Genomic DNA, 14,732 nt, shown 5'->3' with positions numbered 1-14,732 from the left:
TGGCTGTTCTCCTTTGGCCCGGGAAAGCCAGAATATTGACTATAGTGAACCAGGCGCAGGCGTTCTTGGACGCCAATGAAGGCTGTTCAACACATTGACGCAAAGGGAGGTGCGAATGGCTCGTTATGGCCTGCTGGCTTTGATAGCCATTGCACTGGCTGGGTGTTCAACGCAAGGTACGGCGGATGGTGCACAAGAAGCACACCGCTATGCCGTTGAGTACTGCGAACGTGAGGGTGGGGAAGTGCGCAGTCGTGAATCTGGTGGTACTCAACGTGATTACTGCCATTTAGTTGAAGGCCGCGTTGTTGAAGTGAATATGCTGTATCGAACCGAAGGGTTGAGAAACGATTGATACACAAGGCGGGCGTTCTCTTTGCTGGCCCATTTCGGTATTAGGGTTAATGCGGCTCCCCTGAATAGGCGCACTCAGGTATGCTCGTCGCCTACTTATTACCTCGTCGCTTCTCAAGGACACTGCCCATGTTGTCGCCTAACCGTATCGCCAGTGCATCGTTGGCGGGTTTACTTGCTCTGCTTCCTGCCTCGTTATTGGCTCAGGAGGCGCATATTGGTAGCGTGCGCACCGAGTTCAGAATGCTGGGGCCTAACAATACCATTGAAGTCGAGCGGTTCGATGACCCGAAAGTGCAGGGTATCTCCTGTTATATTTCCTACTCCCAGATTGGTGGGATTTCAGGCGCGATTGGGCTTGCTGAAGAAGCCAGCGAAGCAAGCGTGGCCTGCAGGCAAACGGGCGAGATTGTTTTTAATCCCGATGAGATAGATTCGCAAGAGGTGGTGTTCACCCAGCGCCGCTCGGTGCTCTTCAAGAATATGCGCGTAGTGCGCATGCATGATACTGAAACACAAACCTTTGTGTATCTGACCTATAGCACAAAGCTGGTGGATGGCTCGCCAAAAAATGCGGTTACCGCTGTGCATTACGGTGATCTAACGCCGGGTACGCGCTGATAAAAAGTAGCCCTGTTAATCGCAGGGAAGGCGCTGGGCGTGCATTGCCTAAATTCTGTGTTCAATAGGTGGCATCAGCGTTGTTGGCGTTTTTCTTTTCCCCATGAGGAGCGATTTATTGACGCAGCTCATGCCAAGGCTTGCTGAAACCTGATATTTTAAAGGTGCATTTAAAATGAATCTTTAAGCTATAGGGAAGAGGCCGCCATGCTCACTCCGGCACAAGAACAGGTCATTGCTGCTACAGCCCCCGTTGTGGCTGAACATCTCAATGCGATTACCCAGCGCTTTTATCCGTTAATGTTTGAGCGCTATCCTGAGGTAAAGTCGCTTTTTAATCAGACGCATCAGCAAAATGGCGGGCAGCCACGGGCGCTGGCAGGTTCCATTCTGGCGTATGTGCAGGTTCGCCAGAATCCTGAAACGGCGCGCCACATTATGGAAACCGTGGTTAATAAGCATATCTCGCTGGATATTCAGCCGCACCAGTACCCGATTGTTGGGGAGTGCCTGATGGAGGCTATCGGTGAGGTGCTGGGCGATGCGGTGACGCCTGAAGTTGCGGATGCCTGGGGGGCGTTGTACCAGGAGCTTGCCGAATTGTTGATCGAGCTTGAAGAGCAGCGTTACCAGGAGTTCGAGCAGCGCCTTGGCGGCTGGCGCAGCACACGGCGTTTTCGTATTGAAAAAATACAGCAGGAGAGTAGCGTTATTCGCTCGTTCATCCTGGTGCCTGAAGATGGCGGCCCAGTCGCAAACTATACGCCCGGCCAGTATATCGGCGTGAAGCTTATGATTGATGGCGAGCCGGTACATCGCCATTACAGCTTGTCAGGTATGCCGGATGGGCGTTCTTATCGCTTGTCTATCAAGCGTGAACCTCACGGGCTTGCCAGCCGCTATTTTCATGACCAACTCAACGTAGGCGATACGATTGAGCTGCTGCCGCCAGCGGGTGAAATGACACTCGTACCGGGCGATGAGCCCCTGTTGTTGGTGAGTGGCGGTATCGGTCAAACGCCCTTACTGCCGATTGCTCAAGAGGCGCTGCAGCAAGGCCGTAAGGTTGCTTATCTGCATGCCGCGATAGACGCTGAGCACCGTGCCTTTGCGACCACGCTACAGGAATTGGCGCACGCGTATCCTGAGCAGTTAAGCGTCGTCACCGTATTTGAGCAGGATGACAGCGGTGACTACCAGGGGCGTATCAGTGATGAGCTCTTGGCGAAACATATCGTGTCCGGCGAGCGCTGTTACTTTGTCGGGCCTCATGGCTTTATGAGTGCGGTGGATAAAAGCCTGACTCGCTTGGGTGTGCCCGAGTCACACCGCCACTTCGAACACTTCGGCCCGGCGAAGGCGTTAGACATCGCTTAGTCGAAGAGCACCGAACCGCCTCCTTCGCCGTGGGTGAATGCGAAAGAGGCGGCCTTGGGTTTAGATCATCGTTAATCCGCTGGACCAAAGCGGTTCTGGAACAGGGGTTATGAAAAAAGGATTATGAAAAAAGAGTCATGAAAAAGCAGTTATGAAGGAGTGGCATTGGCGGGGGAAGGTGTGTGCTCTTCATTGGGCCATGCGGTAACGACAACTTCATAAATGCGCCAGTCGTAATTATTAAGGTGTTGAGAGGCTTCTTTCAGATGCTGCGCCAAATCATCATTACTATGCGGGGTGACAAAGGCCTCGCCGCTGAAGATGGGGCCTTCTTCACGTAAGCGTACCGAGGCGGTGGCTACCCAAGGCATGGCGCAAAGCTCGGTCTCAAGTGCTTCTTCCATGTGCTCCGGCTTTTCGCGAGACGTAAAGTGAGGGCGGCGATCAAGCAGGTCGCCTACGGCCTCTTTTAAATTGGTAATGCCATCCTTGGTAACATCCAGGGCAATAATGGCCGCAGCAACTGCGTCTGCCCACCAAAAACCGGCCCCTACGCCCAGCACGCCTACAATGGCAGCCATCCCGGTCATCCAGTCAGCTTTGCTCATTTTGCCATCCGCAAAGACGGTTTTTTCATGCACTTTGGCGGCGGCTTTGGTCTGTAAGCGCCCGATAATAACCGGCGGAATGACACTGTAGATAAGCACGCCAACCATCACCCAGCCCATCCATACCGTCTCACCAAACAGCGTGATGGCGCCGATACTGGGGTGCTCCTGGTGGGCAAGCTTTAGCAACGAGTCTCCTAGTAAAAACAGGCCCATCGCGCTTAGTGCAGTGGCGGTGCATAAAAAGGCAATGATCGTGGCGCGTTGATACCCATAAGGGTAGGTTTTATTAGGCGGGCGATTGCGCAACCGGACGGCCAGCAAGAAAGCGATAGGCGGAATGAGCGAAAGCATGTCTTCCAGCCATGCGACTTTCATTGCCTGGCTGCTGCCCAGTACCGAACCCAGTACCGCTACAATGGAAAGACGAAACGCTAAATTCCACCATTCAAGGCGGATCAGATAGTCGAGATCCTGCTGTTTCTCTGGAGGCAGGTGATAAAGCTTGCGTATTTTCATTGTTCAGCCTCCAGCTGTTGAAGGCGTTGTTCAATACCGGGGTAGCTATTTAAATGGCGCTGTACGACCAGCATCCAGGCATTTTCTCCTTTGGGTAGCGCCATAACATGCTGGTCGGTGGCGATTTCCCACTCTCCAACCTGATAGTTGTGCGCATGCAGCCACCAGGAGGGGTTGGCAACCGCTTGGTTTAGTGCATCAATATCTGAAGTGGGGCGGGGAATCGCGCCCTCTTTTTTAAGCGCATGGGCGATATGATTAACGGCAGGAAGGGCGACCTCAACACCTTCAAGATGGCTGGGTAAGGAAGTGCTTCTGGGTACCCCGACTGAATAGCGGCTCTCATAGTAGGCCTTGGTGGGGGTGGCGAGGGCGCTCACATTTGAATCCTGAGTAAGCCCTCCGGCCACCAGGTCAAGCTGGTATTGGGAGAGCGCCGCTAACAGGTTTCCTTCGCTATCCCAGTGCCAGTTAACGGTGGCATCCATATCTTCTGCAAGCGCACGAATGATGTCGACTTCCAGCCCTGCCGGGCCCTGGTCAGTATGTATGACCCAAGGCGGGTTCTCGGAAAGGCCAACGTTCAGCTCCCCGCCCTGCATCTCTGTCATGGGGCGTTCAATATTGGCTGGATAACGGCAACCTGCCAAAGCGAAAACTGCACAAATGAGCAGCATGTGGGTCCGAAAAACGCATGATATAAAGCTATCCTTGCTTTGCATCGTATAGCCGCTCCCGTTAAGGGGATGTAGATAACCGCTCATTAATAAGGCTTACAAAAAAGTGAGCATAGGGTCGCTCAAGCCTTGCTCACTTTATACATTAGGCGTAATCAGCTATTTTCCAAATGAAGGGCTGGGTTTAGCAGCGCTGCCTTTTTATGCCACCATTGATGCACATAGGCTGGCGCACAGATGACATGCTTGGGCGCACTCTTGGCAGTGCTCTGCGTCATGTTGGTCGCATTCATCACCGCACTTTTGACAGATATCCGCACACAGCTGGCAGACATCCTGAGCATATTCGCTATTCTGGGCCATAAAGGAGACGGCCAACCGGCAAATTTGTGCACACTGAATATCTAACCGAATACATTCAGCCATGTGTTCAATGTTGGGTTCTTGAAGGCAGGAGGCCGCGCAGTTATCGCAATAGACCGCACATATATTACAGGCTTCGATGCACTCTTTAAATTTCGGTATACTCACGTTAGTACCTCCTTTATGAAGATGCGCCTTTACACTCAATTAGTTTGAAGAATAGCCGGAAAAGGCGTTTACGCTTAATAAGTAGTTGATGATGCTAGCCATTGTTTGATAATAGGATCTAAGTGGGTGTTTTGCGTAGGTGAAGAGGATCTTTAATATTTTTTAAACCCTGTGGCACAGGTTGCTCTTTTTCTTTTAATGTTTCTGGCTTGGTTTATGCAGCATGAAAGAAGATAGGCAATAGCGTAATAGAGAGGGTTTTTATGTATGGATCGTTAACGTTGTTGTGTCAGTAACCTGGTTTTTTAAACGCAATTGCAAGCGCTGAGCATGCGCAATTGCGTTCATAGGTAATCAGAGGTTGCTTAAGTAATTCAACGTGGTCGTTTGACCAGGCATGCTGAGGTTAAATCCTCAATATTAGTGTGACCCAATAGGCCTAATGTTCTGTCTACTTCTCCTCTCAGCAGGTTCAGTGCATGCTCCGCACCCGCTTGGCCACCCGCCGCAAGCCCGTAAAGCGTCGCTCTTCCAAGCCAAACGGCGTCTGCGCCTAACGCCAGTGCTTTTATAATATCGGTGCCGCGCCGAAACCCGCTATCCACAAACACATGGCAGCGTTCCCCTACGCAGGCTTTTACGTCGGCCAGGGTATCCATGGGCGAGAGCGAGTGATTGAGCTGCCTTCCACCGTGGTTGGAAAGCACGATACCGTCAACGCCAAGTTTTACGGCCTGCTCGGCTTCTTCCGGCGCCAGAATCCCTTTGAGAATTATCTTGCCCGGCCACGTCTCACGTAACCAGGCAATGTCTTCCCAGTTAAGCGACGGGTCCAACTGCGCGCCGATAATTTGCGATGCGCCTTGTGCGCCACGCTTTTCCGGTGGCAGAAGCTCATCCAGGTTTTTAAAGGTGGGTAGGCCGGGCAGCAACACATCCAGCATCCAGCGAGGCTTGGTCATCATGTGTGCCAGGTTGGCGAAGGTGGGTTTCATGGGCCGCCGGAAATTGCGCACGTCCCACTCACGGTTGCCGTAAATGGCGCTATCCGTAGTGATCACAATGGCTTCAAAACGGGCGTCCTGGCAGCGCTTGATAAGCGATTTTATGAAGGCTCGGTCACGATAGAAGTAAAGCTGCATCCACGCCGTCAAGCCTTCAATGGCCTGGATATCTTCCATGGCGGTGGTAGAGACATTGCTCAGCACAAACGGGATATTCGCATCGCGGGCGGCACAGGCAAGTTTTCGGTCGCCATCACGCGTCAGCATACCGTTAAAGCCTGTTGGGCCAATGGCTACTGGCATTTGGTAAGAGCGGCCAAACAGTGTCGTGCTTAAATCCCGCGTACCCACCTTTGTCATTGTTCTGGGTTCAAACAGGTATTGATCAAACACAGTGCGATTATGATGCAGCGTATGTTCGTCATCGCTTCCGCCATACACATATTCAAACACGAAGTTCGGCAGTCTTTTTTTGGCGATGCGTTCAAGGTCGTTGATGTTTATTGATTTCTTATAGTTTGAACCCGTGTAAAGCTGGCGTTTCATGTGCGTTACCTTCAACCAAAGTATAGGGCGTTTAGGCTTTTGTTTATCTCGCCATACTACCATACTAGTTGTATCAGATAAGGGCGTCATGCCCCTTTACCCAGGCGGCGGCAGATGAGTGATACAAACACTACGCTACAAGCGCTATGGCAGGAGACGTCGGAGACCGAGTCGGTGCGTCAGCGTCTTTACCAGGTACTACGCCAGTCGATTATTCAAATGGTGTTGGAACCTGGCCGAGCGCTGTCTGAAAAAGAGGTGGCGGACGCTTTTTCGGTCAGCCGTCAGCCGGTGCGCGAGGCCTTTATCCGTCTTTCTGAAACAGGGCTCGTTGAAGTCCGGCCACAGCGTGGTACTTATGTGGTCAGAATATCTCAGCGAGCAGTGCTTGAAGCGCGCTTTGTACGTGAGGCGGTTGAGGTAGCGGTAGTGCGTCAGGCAACGGTCAAAGGGCTTCCCGACGAAGTGCTCACCGAGTTACACGACTTGCTGGAGCGCCAGCGCCGCTGTATTGAGCCGCACGACACCATTCGTTTCTACCGTCTTGATGAGCGTTTTCACAAAACGCTGTCGCTGGGCGTTGGCCAACAGGCCGCCTGGAAGGTTATCGAAGAGGTGAGGGCGCAGCTGGACCGTGTACGCTACTTAAGTGTTCCTGACACCACACCGATTGCCCGTTTGATTGAACAGCACGCCGATATCATGGCGGCGATTGAAGCCCGCGACGTAGCACTTGCCGAGCAATCCATGCGGCGCCATTTACGTGAAATTTTTGTTTCACTTCCCGATTTAGTACAGCGGTTTCCCGAGATGTTCGATACTCAGGAAACGGTATCCCTCATTGAGGAGGCAACCCCATGAAAATCGAACACGCCTATACCATTGTCACCTCGCCGGGGCGCAATTTCGTTACCTTGAAAATCGTCACCGACCAGGGGACCTACGGTATCGGAGATGCCACGCTAAACGGTCGGGAAATGGCCGTGGTCGCCTATTTGGATGAGCATGTAATCCCGGCCTTGATTGGCCGTGACCCTCAGCGCATCGAAGACATTTGGCACTACTTGTATCGTGGCGCTTACTGGCGCCGTGGCCCGGTTACCATGAGCGCGATTGCCGCTGTCGACATGGCCCTTTGGGATATCAAAGCGAAACTCGCGGGTATGCCGCTTTACCAACTGCTGGGCGGCAAGAGCCGCGACCGCGTGATGGTGTATGGCCATGCCACCGGGCGCGATATCGATTCGTGCCTTGAAGAAGTCGCCCGCCATGTAGACGAAGGCTATAAAGCCGTGCGCGTGCAGGCCGGTGTGCCGGGTATCGCAAGTATTTATGGCGTTGCCAAGAAAGACGGCGAGCCCTACGAGCCTGCGGATGCCGATTTACCCGCCGAGCACGTCTGGAGCACCAGCAAATATTTGAACCACGTGCCTAAACTGTTTGCCGCTGTACGTGAGCGCTTTGGTGATGATCTGCATATTCTGCACGATGTTCACCACCGCCTAACGCCCATTGAAGCAGCCCGCTTGGGCAAGGAAGTTGAGCCTTATCATCTTTTCTGGCTTGAGGACTGCGTACCGGCTGAAAACCAGGAAGCATTTGGCCTTATACGTCAGCACACCACCACACCGCTAGCGGTAGGTGAGGTATTCAATAGCATTCATGACGCCAAAGCGCTGATCGAAAACCAGTGGATCGACTATATTCGTGCCACGTTGACTCACGCTGGTGGCATCACTCATGTGCGCCGTATTGCTGATTTAGCGGGTCTTTACCACGTGCGTACCGGTTTCCACGGGCCGACCGATCTTTCTCCGGTGTGCCTGGGGTCAGCTATTCACTTTGATACCTGGGTGCCTAACTTTGGTATTCAGGAGTACATGCCGCATACCAGCGCGACTGATGAAGTGTTTCCTCACGATTACCGTTTTGAGGATGGCCACTTTATCGTGGGCGAAACGCCTGGGCATGGCGTGGATATCGACGAAGAGCTTGCCAAGCAATATCCCTATAAGCGTGCCAGCCTGCCGGTTAACCGGTTGGAAGACGGCACTCTTTGGCATTGGTGACCTAACGAACGGGTAAGGAGTTTTGCATCCATGAAAGCATTTCAGGTCAAGGCGCCCCATGACTACCAGGTCGCCGATGTTGAAGTACCCACCGCCGCCGCAGGTGAAGTACGGGTACGCGTAGCGTTTGCCGGTATCTGCGGTTCGGACATGCATATTATCCACGGCGATAACGCCTTTGTGCGCTTTCCACGTATCACAGGCCACGAATTTGCGGGCGTTATTGACGCGGTTGGCGAGGGCGTAGCTGATGTTTCGGTGGGGGATCGCGTCTGCGTTGACCCGGTGATTAGTTGCGGCACCTGCTACCCCTGTCGCATTGGCCGCCCCAACGTGTGCGGCGCCCTTGAAGTCATTGGCGTACACCGTAACGGCGGTTTTGAAGAGTTCGTGGCGGTGCCCGCAGCGAATGTTCACAAGCTGCCGGATCATATCAGTCTGGACGCCGCTGCCCTGGTAGAGCCCTACACCATTGCCGCCAACGTGCTGGACCGCATGCAGCCGCATCCCGGTGATCGGCTGCTGATTTTGGGCGCAGGCGTGATCGGCATGACGATCCTGCAAATGGCTCGGGCCTTGGGCATTGAAGAGATCATCGTCACCGATGTTATCAATGAGCGCCTGGAGGCCGCTAAAGCGCTGGGCGCCACGCACGTTCTCAACAGCCGTGAGCAGGATGTCGAAAAAGAGGTGCTGGCTCTAACCCAGGGTGAAGGCGTACCGCTGATTGCCGACGCTGCATGTGTGCCGGCGTTGCTTCCCCAGATGCTGCGGCTGGCATCGCCCGCGGGCCGTATTGGCCTGCTCGGGTTCAGCGTTCAGCCAAGCGATCTGGTGCAGCTTGAAGTGATCAAAAAAGAGCTGACGCTGGTCGGTTCACGGCTTAATAATCGTAAGTTTCCGGAGGTGCTAGCGTTAATGGCAAGTGGCAAGCTGGACCCGTTGGCGCTGGTTAGCCATCGGTTACCGCTAAGCGATATGCCGGGTGCTATCGATATGCTTGATCACCGTCCTGAAGAAGCCCGTAAGGTGCTGATTCAAGTCAGTGCTTAACGACCACGCCCACTCACATTAACCACGCGCACTAACAACCAACAATGCAAAGTGCAGGAGCGATAAAAATGATCAAGAAGCTATTAACCAGTGCGGTACTTGGAACGGTTCTTCTCAGTGCGCAATCCGCGCTGGCCGCCGACTACACGCTACGCTTTGGCCATTTGGCCAACGAGCAGAATATCTGGCACCAGGCGGCCGAGAAGTTCAAAGAAGAAGTAGAAGCCAACTCTGACGGTCGTATTGAAGTTCGCCTTTACCCCAGCGAGCAGCTGGGTAATGAAATGGATGTGATCAACAGCATTCAGCTGGGCACAGCGGACATGACGATTACCGGCGAGAGCCTGCAAAACTGGGCGCCCAAGGCGGCCATGATGGCCGTGCCTTATGCCTTCCGCGACTCCGAGCATCTGCACGCAGCCGTTAATGGTGAGATCGGCACCGAGATTGAAGAGCAGATCACAGAGCGTACCAACTTGGTGCCCTTGGCCTGGTTTGAGCGTGGCCCCCGCGAGCTGACGTCCAACCGTCCGATCCGCGCGCCAGAGGACTTAAACGACTTACGCCTGCGCGTCCCTAACGTGCCGCTTTTCGTGGATACCTGGCAGGCGATGGGCGCACGCCCAACACCCATGGCGTTCAGTGAAGTGTTCACCGCACTTCAGCAGAACACGCTGGAAGGTCAGGAAAACCCGCTTAGCCTGATCGAAAGCGCCAGCTTCAACGAGGTGCAGGACTACGTCAACATGACCGGTCATGTGCGCAGTTGGATCTACGTTGTGATTGGCCGTAACCAGTTGGAAAACATGCCTGAAGATCTTCAGCAGGTGGTACGTGATGCTGCAGCGACCATGCAAGCGTATGAGTCGGAGCTGTTTATCGAAGACCAAACGCGTCTTGAACAGGCACTGCAAGAGCGGGGCATGGAGTTCATTGAGGTGGATGTTGATGCCTTTGCTGAAGCGGCCCGTCCAGCGGTACTCGAAGCATTGACCCCTGAACAGCGTGAGATTTTCGACGCCATTCAAGGCCTGTAAGTCGGTTAGTAATGAGGGTGGGCTGGCCGTGTGCCAGCCCATCGTCTATCTGCAAGAGTGGTTTATCCCATGAGGATACGTTTATGAGCTCGGATCAAAAAGCGCTTGAGCAAGAAGCGTTGGAGAGTTTGGATTCGATGTCGGTAGTACCCAGGCTGCAAGGTCCTATTGGGCGCATGATTGACTGGGTGGATACCTGTTTTCTAACCCTGGCTGTGCTTGCACTGGTCGCTATTGCGGGCACGGTGCTGTTGCAGGTGAGTTCTCGGCTATTTCTGCCGTTCTCTATTGCCTGGACAGAAGAGCTCTCGCGCTATCTGTTTATCTACATGGTGGCGCTCTCGGTCGGCGTGGTGATGCGCCAGCACCGCAATATCAGTGTCGAGCTGTTCCATCATATGCTTGGCCCACGCGTGAAAGCCGCGTTTCAGGCGCTGATCTGCTTGATGATTGGGGTATTTGCGTTTCTGGTGCTGCCCTATGCTTGGCAGTATGCCCAGAACGGTACCTGGCAGACCTCGCCAACGCTGCGTATTCCCATGCTGTATATCTTTTTCTCAACGGTAGTCACCTTTGCGCTACTCCTGGCTTATAGCGTGCTGGGGTGTCTTGAGGGAATTATCGCAATGTGTCGTCCCTCTGCCACCCGTAAACAGGAGTCGTAAGCATGGAAGTTATTATTCTGTTTAGTGTTTTTCTGATACTTCTCGTGGTGGGCATGCCCATCGCGTTTGCGCTTGGTATCGCCTCTGTATCGTATCTATTGCTGGAGGGCATTTCGCTCACTATCGTGCCCCAGCGTATGTATGCGGGTATCGACACCTTCGTTCTACTGTGTATTCCAGGTTTTGTGCTGGCCGGTAATCTGATGAACGTGGGCAATATCACCGAACATATCGTGCGCTTCTCCAACGCGCTGCTTGGCCATATTCGCGGCGGGCTAGGCCTTGCCAACGTAGGCGGCTCGATGATTTTTGGCGGTATTTCCGGTACCGCTGTGGCGGACTCCGCGAGTATCGGCTCGGTGATGATTCCGGGCATGGCGCGCTCGGGCTACGACAAGCCCTTTGCCGCCGCGGTGACGGCCGCCTCGTCAACCATCGGGCCGATTATTCCGCCTAGCGTGCCGATGATTATTGCGGGCTCATTAAGTGGTATCTCCGTAGGCCGGATGTTTTTGGCTGGTGCGGTGCCTGGCCTTTTAATGGGTTTGGCCATGATGGTCACGGTGTACATTCTGGCTGTTCGTCGCGGCTATCCCAAAGAGAAGCGCGTGCCGGTCCTGCAGCTTCTGCGCGAAGCGAAAACAGCCTTCTGGGCGCTGTTGATGACCGTGATTATTCTGTACGGCATCATCGGCGGCTTCTTTACGCCCACCGAAGCCTCGATTGTGGCCAGTCTTTACGCCTTGGTGGTAGGCATGTATGTCTACAAGGGGCTTACCTGGCGCAAACTGCCGGGCATTCTGGTCGATACCGTTTTGACCTCGTCAGCGCTGCTGTTGATGGTGGGCCTGGCCAACCTGTTCGGCTGGATTCTGACCAGCGAGCAGATTCCTCAGATGATCGCCACGCTGATTCTTTCTATCAGTGAAAACCCGCTGATTGTGCTGCTGATTCTCAACCTGATCCTGCTGTTTGTCGGCGCCTTTATGGAAACCATCGCCGCGCTGATCATTCTATTCCCCGCGCTGGTGGGGGTGGCGACGGGCGTTGGCGTCGACCCAGTGCACTTTGCCGTGATTGCCGTGCTCAACCTGATGATTGGCCTGACCACGCCGCCGGTTGGGGTGTGTCTGTTTGTCGTCGCCGGTATCGGCAAGCTGCCCATGCTTTCGGTGGCGCGAGCAATTGTCCCTTTCCTGCTATGCAACCTGGCAGTACTGATGCTGGTGACCTACGTGCCGGCTATTTCACTCTGGCTGCCTAATCTGCTGATGGGGAGTAACTAGCTTTAACTGTTTAATGTGTTAAAGCGACAACCCGTCTCATATTGTGTACGAGCCTGCCGGGTGCTTTTCAGCACCCGGCAGGCTTTTTTATTTTGAACACCATCATTGCATCGGCGCCACGCTGCTGCGGCGTGGCAAGCAAATCCTTTGATCGATAGCGCATGCTTAATGAGAGAAGGGGCTGATTTTCTGATGAGCTGTGATTTTTATTGCTCATAGCGCGCTGAGCTCTTTAAGCAGGCCATTAAACGCTTTGAAAATTACAAAAAAAGCACGCTCTCTTCATGGCTTCAGTAAATAACATGATTCCCACATACCACTATAGTCTCGAAATTAGTGTAGATTCGGCGATTTTTGAATATCGAATTAAAGTTTAATGAAGATAAAATCCATTATTATTCAGTTGCTTGCAGTGTAAGTTCAATAGGTGGTTTAAGGTCGATTTGGAAGGCGCTACCAAAGTATAGAATGCAGGGCTTACGTTTTTTGCCATTCTACCATACTAGTTATATCAGTTGATGGCTTAACGACTCACCTCAGGCGTATTTTAAATGAGCGATATGAGTACCACGCTACAAGCGCTATGGCAGGATATACCGGAGACGGAATCGATTCGTTATCGTCTTTATCATGTCCTTCGCCAGTCCATTATCAAAATGGTATTGGCACCGGGCAAAGCGCTGTCTGAAAAAGAAGTAGCGAGTACTTTCTCAATCAGTCGTCAACCGGTACGCGAAACGTTTATTCGGCTTTCGGAAGCAGGACTTGTCGAGGTCAGGCCGCAGCGAGGTACCTATGTAGTCAGGATCTCCCGACGCGCAGTGCTGGAAGCGCGCTTTATACGTGAAGCAGTAGAAGTGGCAATTGTTCTAGAAGCTGCGAAAGCAAAACTTCCCGCCGCTGACATAATGGAATTGAATGAACTTGTCTTGCGCCAAAAAAGTTGTATCGAAAGACAAGATCATGATCGCTTTTTTATTTTGGACGAAATGTTTCATCGAAGACTTGCGCTTTCTACCGGACAAGCCATGGCGTGGAACGTTATCGAAAATGCTAAAGCGCAGTTAGATAGAGTGCGCTACCTAAGCATTCCTGATTCCACGCCTATCGCAAAACTCGCTGATCAACATCAATCAATCGTAAACGCCATTGCTGAAGCAGACGCGCCTGGTGCAGCAAAAGCGATGAGACTTCACCAACGCGAAATACTCCAATCTTTACCAGAACTTGAACACCGGTTTCACGACATGTTTGAAGAAACAGCTACTCCCATAACGCGCCATGTTGGTTAAAACATACGTTATGGAGTCAAGCGGGGCGTAGAGCTAATGTCTACAACTCAGTAATACAACATCAATAACAAACGATAGATTAAGGAGATGAAAATGAAGCTTAAAACATTATTTCCCATAGCGTTGGTACTCGCCAGTAGCTCTGCATATGCCAACTACCAGCTAAACGTATCAATTGCGCTAAGCCCGCAAGACCCTATTGCCCAGGCATTGGATACGGCAAAAGAGAAAATAGAAGAGCGCTCTAATGGTGAGTTGGCTATCCAGATTTTTCCTAATAGTCAGCTAGGGTCAGACGAAGATGTTGTTGAGCAGATTCGCAGCGGCGCCAATATCGCTATTTTGATTGATGCAGGCCGCTTGTCCGAATATCAGCCTGAGCTGGGTATTTTGAGTGCTCCTTATCTCGTCGAAGATCATAGAGATTATGACCAAATCACCTCCTCAGCGCTTTATAGCGATTGGGTAGAAAGTCTGGCGGATCAAAGTGGTCTTCGCCTGCTTAACTACAACTGGTTTCAAGGATCTCGCCAAATGTTGACCCAGAGCGAGGTCAACGCGCCAGAAGATTTGAGCGGTGTACGCATACGCACAATCAACTCTCCCGTATGGGTCGAAACGATCGAAGCGATGGGAGCAACGGCAACGCCGCTGCCTTGGTCAGAAGTTTATTCAGCCCTACAGTTAGGCTCTATTGATGGGGCAGAGGCGCAGCTAACTGCGGCCGAGGGGCAAAATTTGCATGAGGTAATAACCCATGTAGCGCTTACAAACCACATTCATTTAATGACCGGCATCGCAACCTCTGAGCAGTGGTTTCAATCCCTACCGGAAGAGTTACGCACTATCCTCGATGAAGAGCTTTTAAGCGCAGGGAATGAGGCAAGTATCGCCATAGCCGAAGCTCAGGCCGCCGTGCAAGAGCGTATGGAGTCTGAGGGCGTTACTTTTACAGAGGTCGACGCGGAGCTATTTCGTGAAAGAGTGGGCGGTGTTTACGAAGAGCTGGGCTACGACCAGCATCGCGATCAACTATTCAGTCAAGAGTAGCGTTAAAGCCCTTGCCGCTAAGGTAAGGGCGCTTTTTCGCTTT

General features: G+C 52.7%; 16 protein-coding genes. 11 read left to right on the top strand and 5 right to left on the bottom strand.

The genetic code is table 11. From position 1 onward, the window contains the following. The first annotated feature begins 115 nt into the window (after positions 1-115). From ACT3RQ_RS01460 to hmpA, 3 genes are all read left to right on the top strand, one after another. Positions 116-355: a DUF333 domain-containing protein gene (locus tag ACT3RQ_RS01460; protein WP_193056252.1), complete on the top strand. Its 240-nt coding sequence runs from the start codon at positions 116-118 to the stop codon at positions 353-355. Positions 356-483: 128 nt separating this feature from the next. Then, entirely contained in the window at positions 484-975 is a 492-nt protein-coding gene (locus ACT3RQ_RS01455) for a CreA family protein (protein ID WP_444638744.1), read from the top strand. A 207-nt stretch (positions 976-1,182) separates the two neighbouring features. Beyond that, complete coding sequence (gene hmpA, locus ACT3RQ_RS01450) at positions 1,183-2,352, top strand: NO-inducible flavohemoprotein (RefSeq protein WP_444638745.1); 1,170 nt, start codon at positions 1,183-1,185, stop codon at positions 2,350-2,352. 149 nt (positions 2,353-2,501) lie between these two features. On the opposite strand, the gene ACT3RQ_RS01445 is transcribed toward hmpA, so the two are convergent. The 4 genes from ACT3RQ_RS01445 to ACT3RQ_RS01430 all read right to left on the bottom strand — a co-directional run bounded on the left by ACT3RQ_RS01445 (position 2,502) and on the right by ACT3RQ_RS01430 (position 6,237). After that, positions 2,502-3,479: a cation diffusion facilitator family transporter gene (locus ACT3RQ_RS01445; protein ID WP_444638746.1), complete on the bottom strand. Its 978-nt coding sequence runs from the start codon at positions 3,477-3,479 to the stop codon at positions 2,502-2,504. Next, positions 3,476-4,090 carry a transporter substrate-binding domain-containing protein gene (locus ACT3RQ_RS01440; protein ID WP_444638747.1) on the bottom strand — a complete coding sequence of 205 codons (615 nt, stop codon included), beginning with the start codon at positions 4,088-4,090 and terminating at the stop codon, positions 3,476-3,478. The genes ACT3RQ_RS01445 and ACT3RQ_RS01440 overlap by 4 nt, the downstream gene beginning before the upstream one ends. A 267-nt stretch (positions 4,091-4,357) precedes the next feature. Then, the gene (locus ACT3RQ_RS01435; RefSeq protein ID WP_192528543.1) at positions 4,358-4,687 is read right to left on the bottom strand and encodes a four-helix bundle copper-binding protein; all 330 of its coding nucleotides are present in this window, start codon (positions 4,685-4,687) and stop codon (positions 4,358-4,360) included. Positions 4,688-5,061: 374 nt separating this feature from the next. Beyond that, positions 5,062-6,237 (bottom strand): alpha-hydroxy acid oxidase, encoded by a 1,176-nt coding sequence (locus tag ACT3RQ_RS01430; protein WP_444679815.1) that lies wholly within the window; start codon positions 6,235-6,237, stop codon positions 5,062-5,064. A gap of 114 nt (positions 6,238-6,351) precedes the next feature. Between ACT3RQ_RS01430 and ACT3RQ_RS01425 the strand changes: the two genes are divergently transcribed. The 6 genes from ACT3RQ_RS01425 (at position 6,352) to ACT3RQ_RS01400 (ending at position 12,347) form a co-directional block, all read left to right on the top strand. Then, entirely contained in the window at positions 6,352-7,098 is a 747-nt protein-coding gene (locus ACT3RQ_RS01425) for a GntR family transcriptional regulator (protein WP_172116231.1), read from the top strand. Beyond that, positions 7,095-8,306: a D-mannonate dehydratase ManD gene (manD, locus tag ACT3RQ_RS01420; protein WP_192526269.1), complete on the top strand. Its 1,212-nt coding sequence runs from the start codon at positions 7,095-7,097 to the stop codon at positions 8,304-8,306. The genes ACT3RQ_RS01425 and manD overlap by 4 nt, the downstream gene beginning before the upstream one ends. Positions 8,307-8,336: 30 nt before the next feature. Next, a complete protein-coding gene (locus ACT3RQ_RS01415) occupies positions 8,337-9,359 on the top strand; it encodes a Zn-dependent oxidoreductase (RefSeq protein WP_444631561.1) in 1,023 nt (340 codons plus the stop codon). A gap of 68 nt (positions 9,360-9,427) precedes the next feature. Continuing rightward, positions 9,428-10,396: a TRAP transporter substrate-binding protein gene (locus ACT3RQ_RS01410; RefSeq protein ID WP_444679814.1), complete on the top strand. Its 969-nt coding sequence runs from the start codon at positions 9,428-9,430 to the stop codon at positions 10,394-10,396. 83 nt (positions 10,397-10,479) lie between these two features. Next, positions 10,480-11,061 (top strand): TRAP transporter small permease, encoded by a 582-nt coding sequence (locus tag ACT3RQ_RS01405; RefSeq protein WP_444679813.1) that lies wholly within the window; start codon positions 10,480-10,482, stop codon positions 11,059-11,061. A gap of 2 nt (positions 11,062-11,063) precedes the next feature. Beyond that, positions 11,064-12,347, top strand: coding sequence for a TRAP transporter large permease (locus ACT3RQ_RS01400; RefSeq protein ID WP_192526273.1), 1,284 nt, complete (start codon positions 11,064-11,066; stop codon positions 12,345-12,347). A gap of 67 nt (positions 12,348-12,414) precedes the next feature. On the opposite strand, the gene ACT3RQ_RS01395 is transcribed toward ACT3RQ_RS01400, so the two are convergent. Then, on the bottom strand, positions 12,415-12,564 hold the full coding sequence (locus ACT3RQ_RS01395) for a hypothetical protein (protein ID WP_444638752.1): 150 nt from the start codon (positions 12,562-12,564) through the stop codon (positions 12,415-12,417). 334 nt (positions 12,565-12,898) lie between these two features. Here ACT3RQ_RS01395 and ACT3RQ_RS01390 point away from each other — a divergent pair, with 334 nt between their 5' ends. Next, positions 12,899-13,639 (top strand): GntR family transcriptional regulator, encoded by a 741-nt coding sequence (locus tag ACT3RQ_RS01390; protein ID WP_444679812.1) that lies wholly within the window; start codon positions 12,899-12,901, stop codon positions 13,637-13,639. A 93-nt stretch (positions 13,640-13,732) separates the two neighbouring features. Continuing rightward, complete coding sequence (locus tag ACT3RQ_RS01385; protein WP_444679811.1) at positions 13,733-14,689, top strand: C4-dicarboxylate TRAP transporter substrate-binding protein; 957 nt, start codon at positions 13,733-13,735, stop codon at positions 14,687-14,689. Positions 14,690-14,732: the final 43 nt, after the last annotated feature.

Origin of the sequence: Halomonas sp. AOP43-D1-4 (assembly GCF_052446175.1) — a bacterium.
Classification (GTDB): domain Bacteria; phylum Pseudomonadota; class Gammaproteobacteria; order Pseudomonadales; family Halomonadaceae; genus Vreelandella; species Vreelandella citrativorans.
The sequence above is the reverse complement of the archived record's forward strand: the minus strand, read 5'-3'. Positions and strand labels throughout refer to the sequence as shown.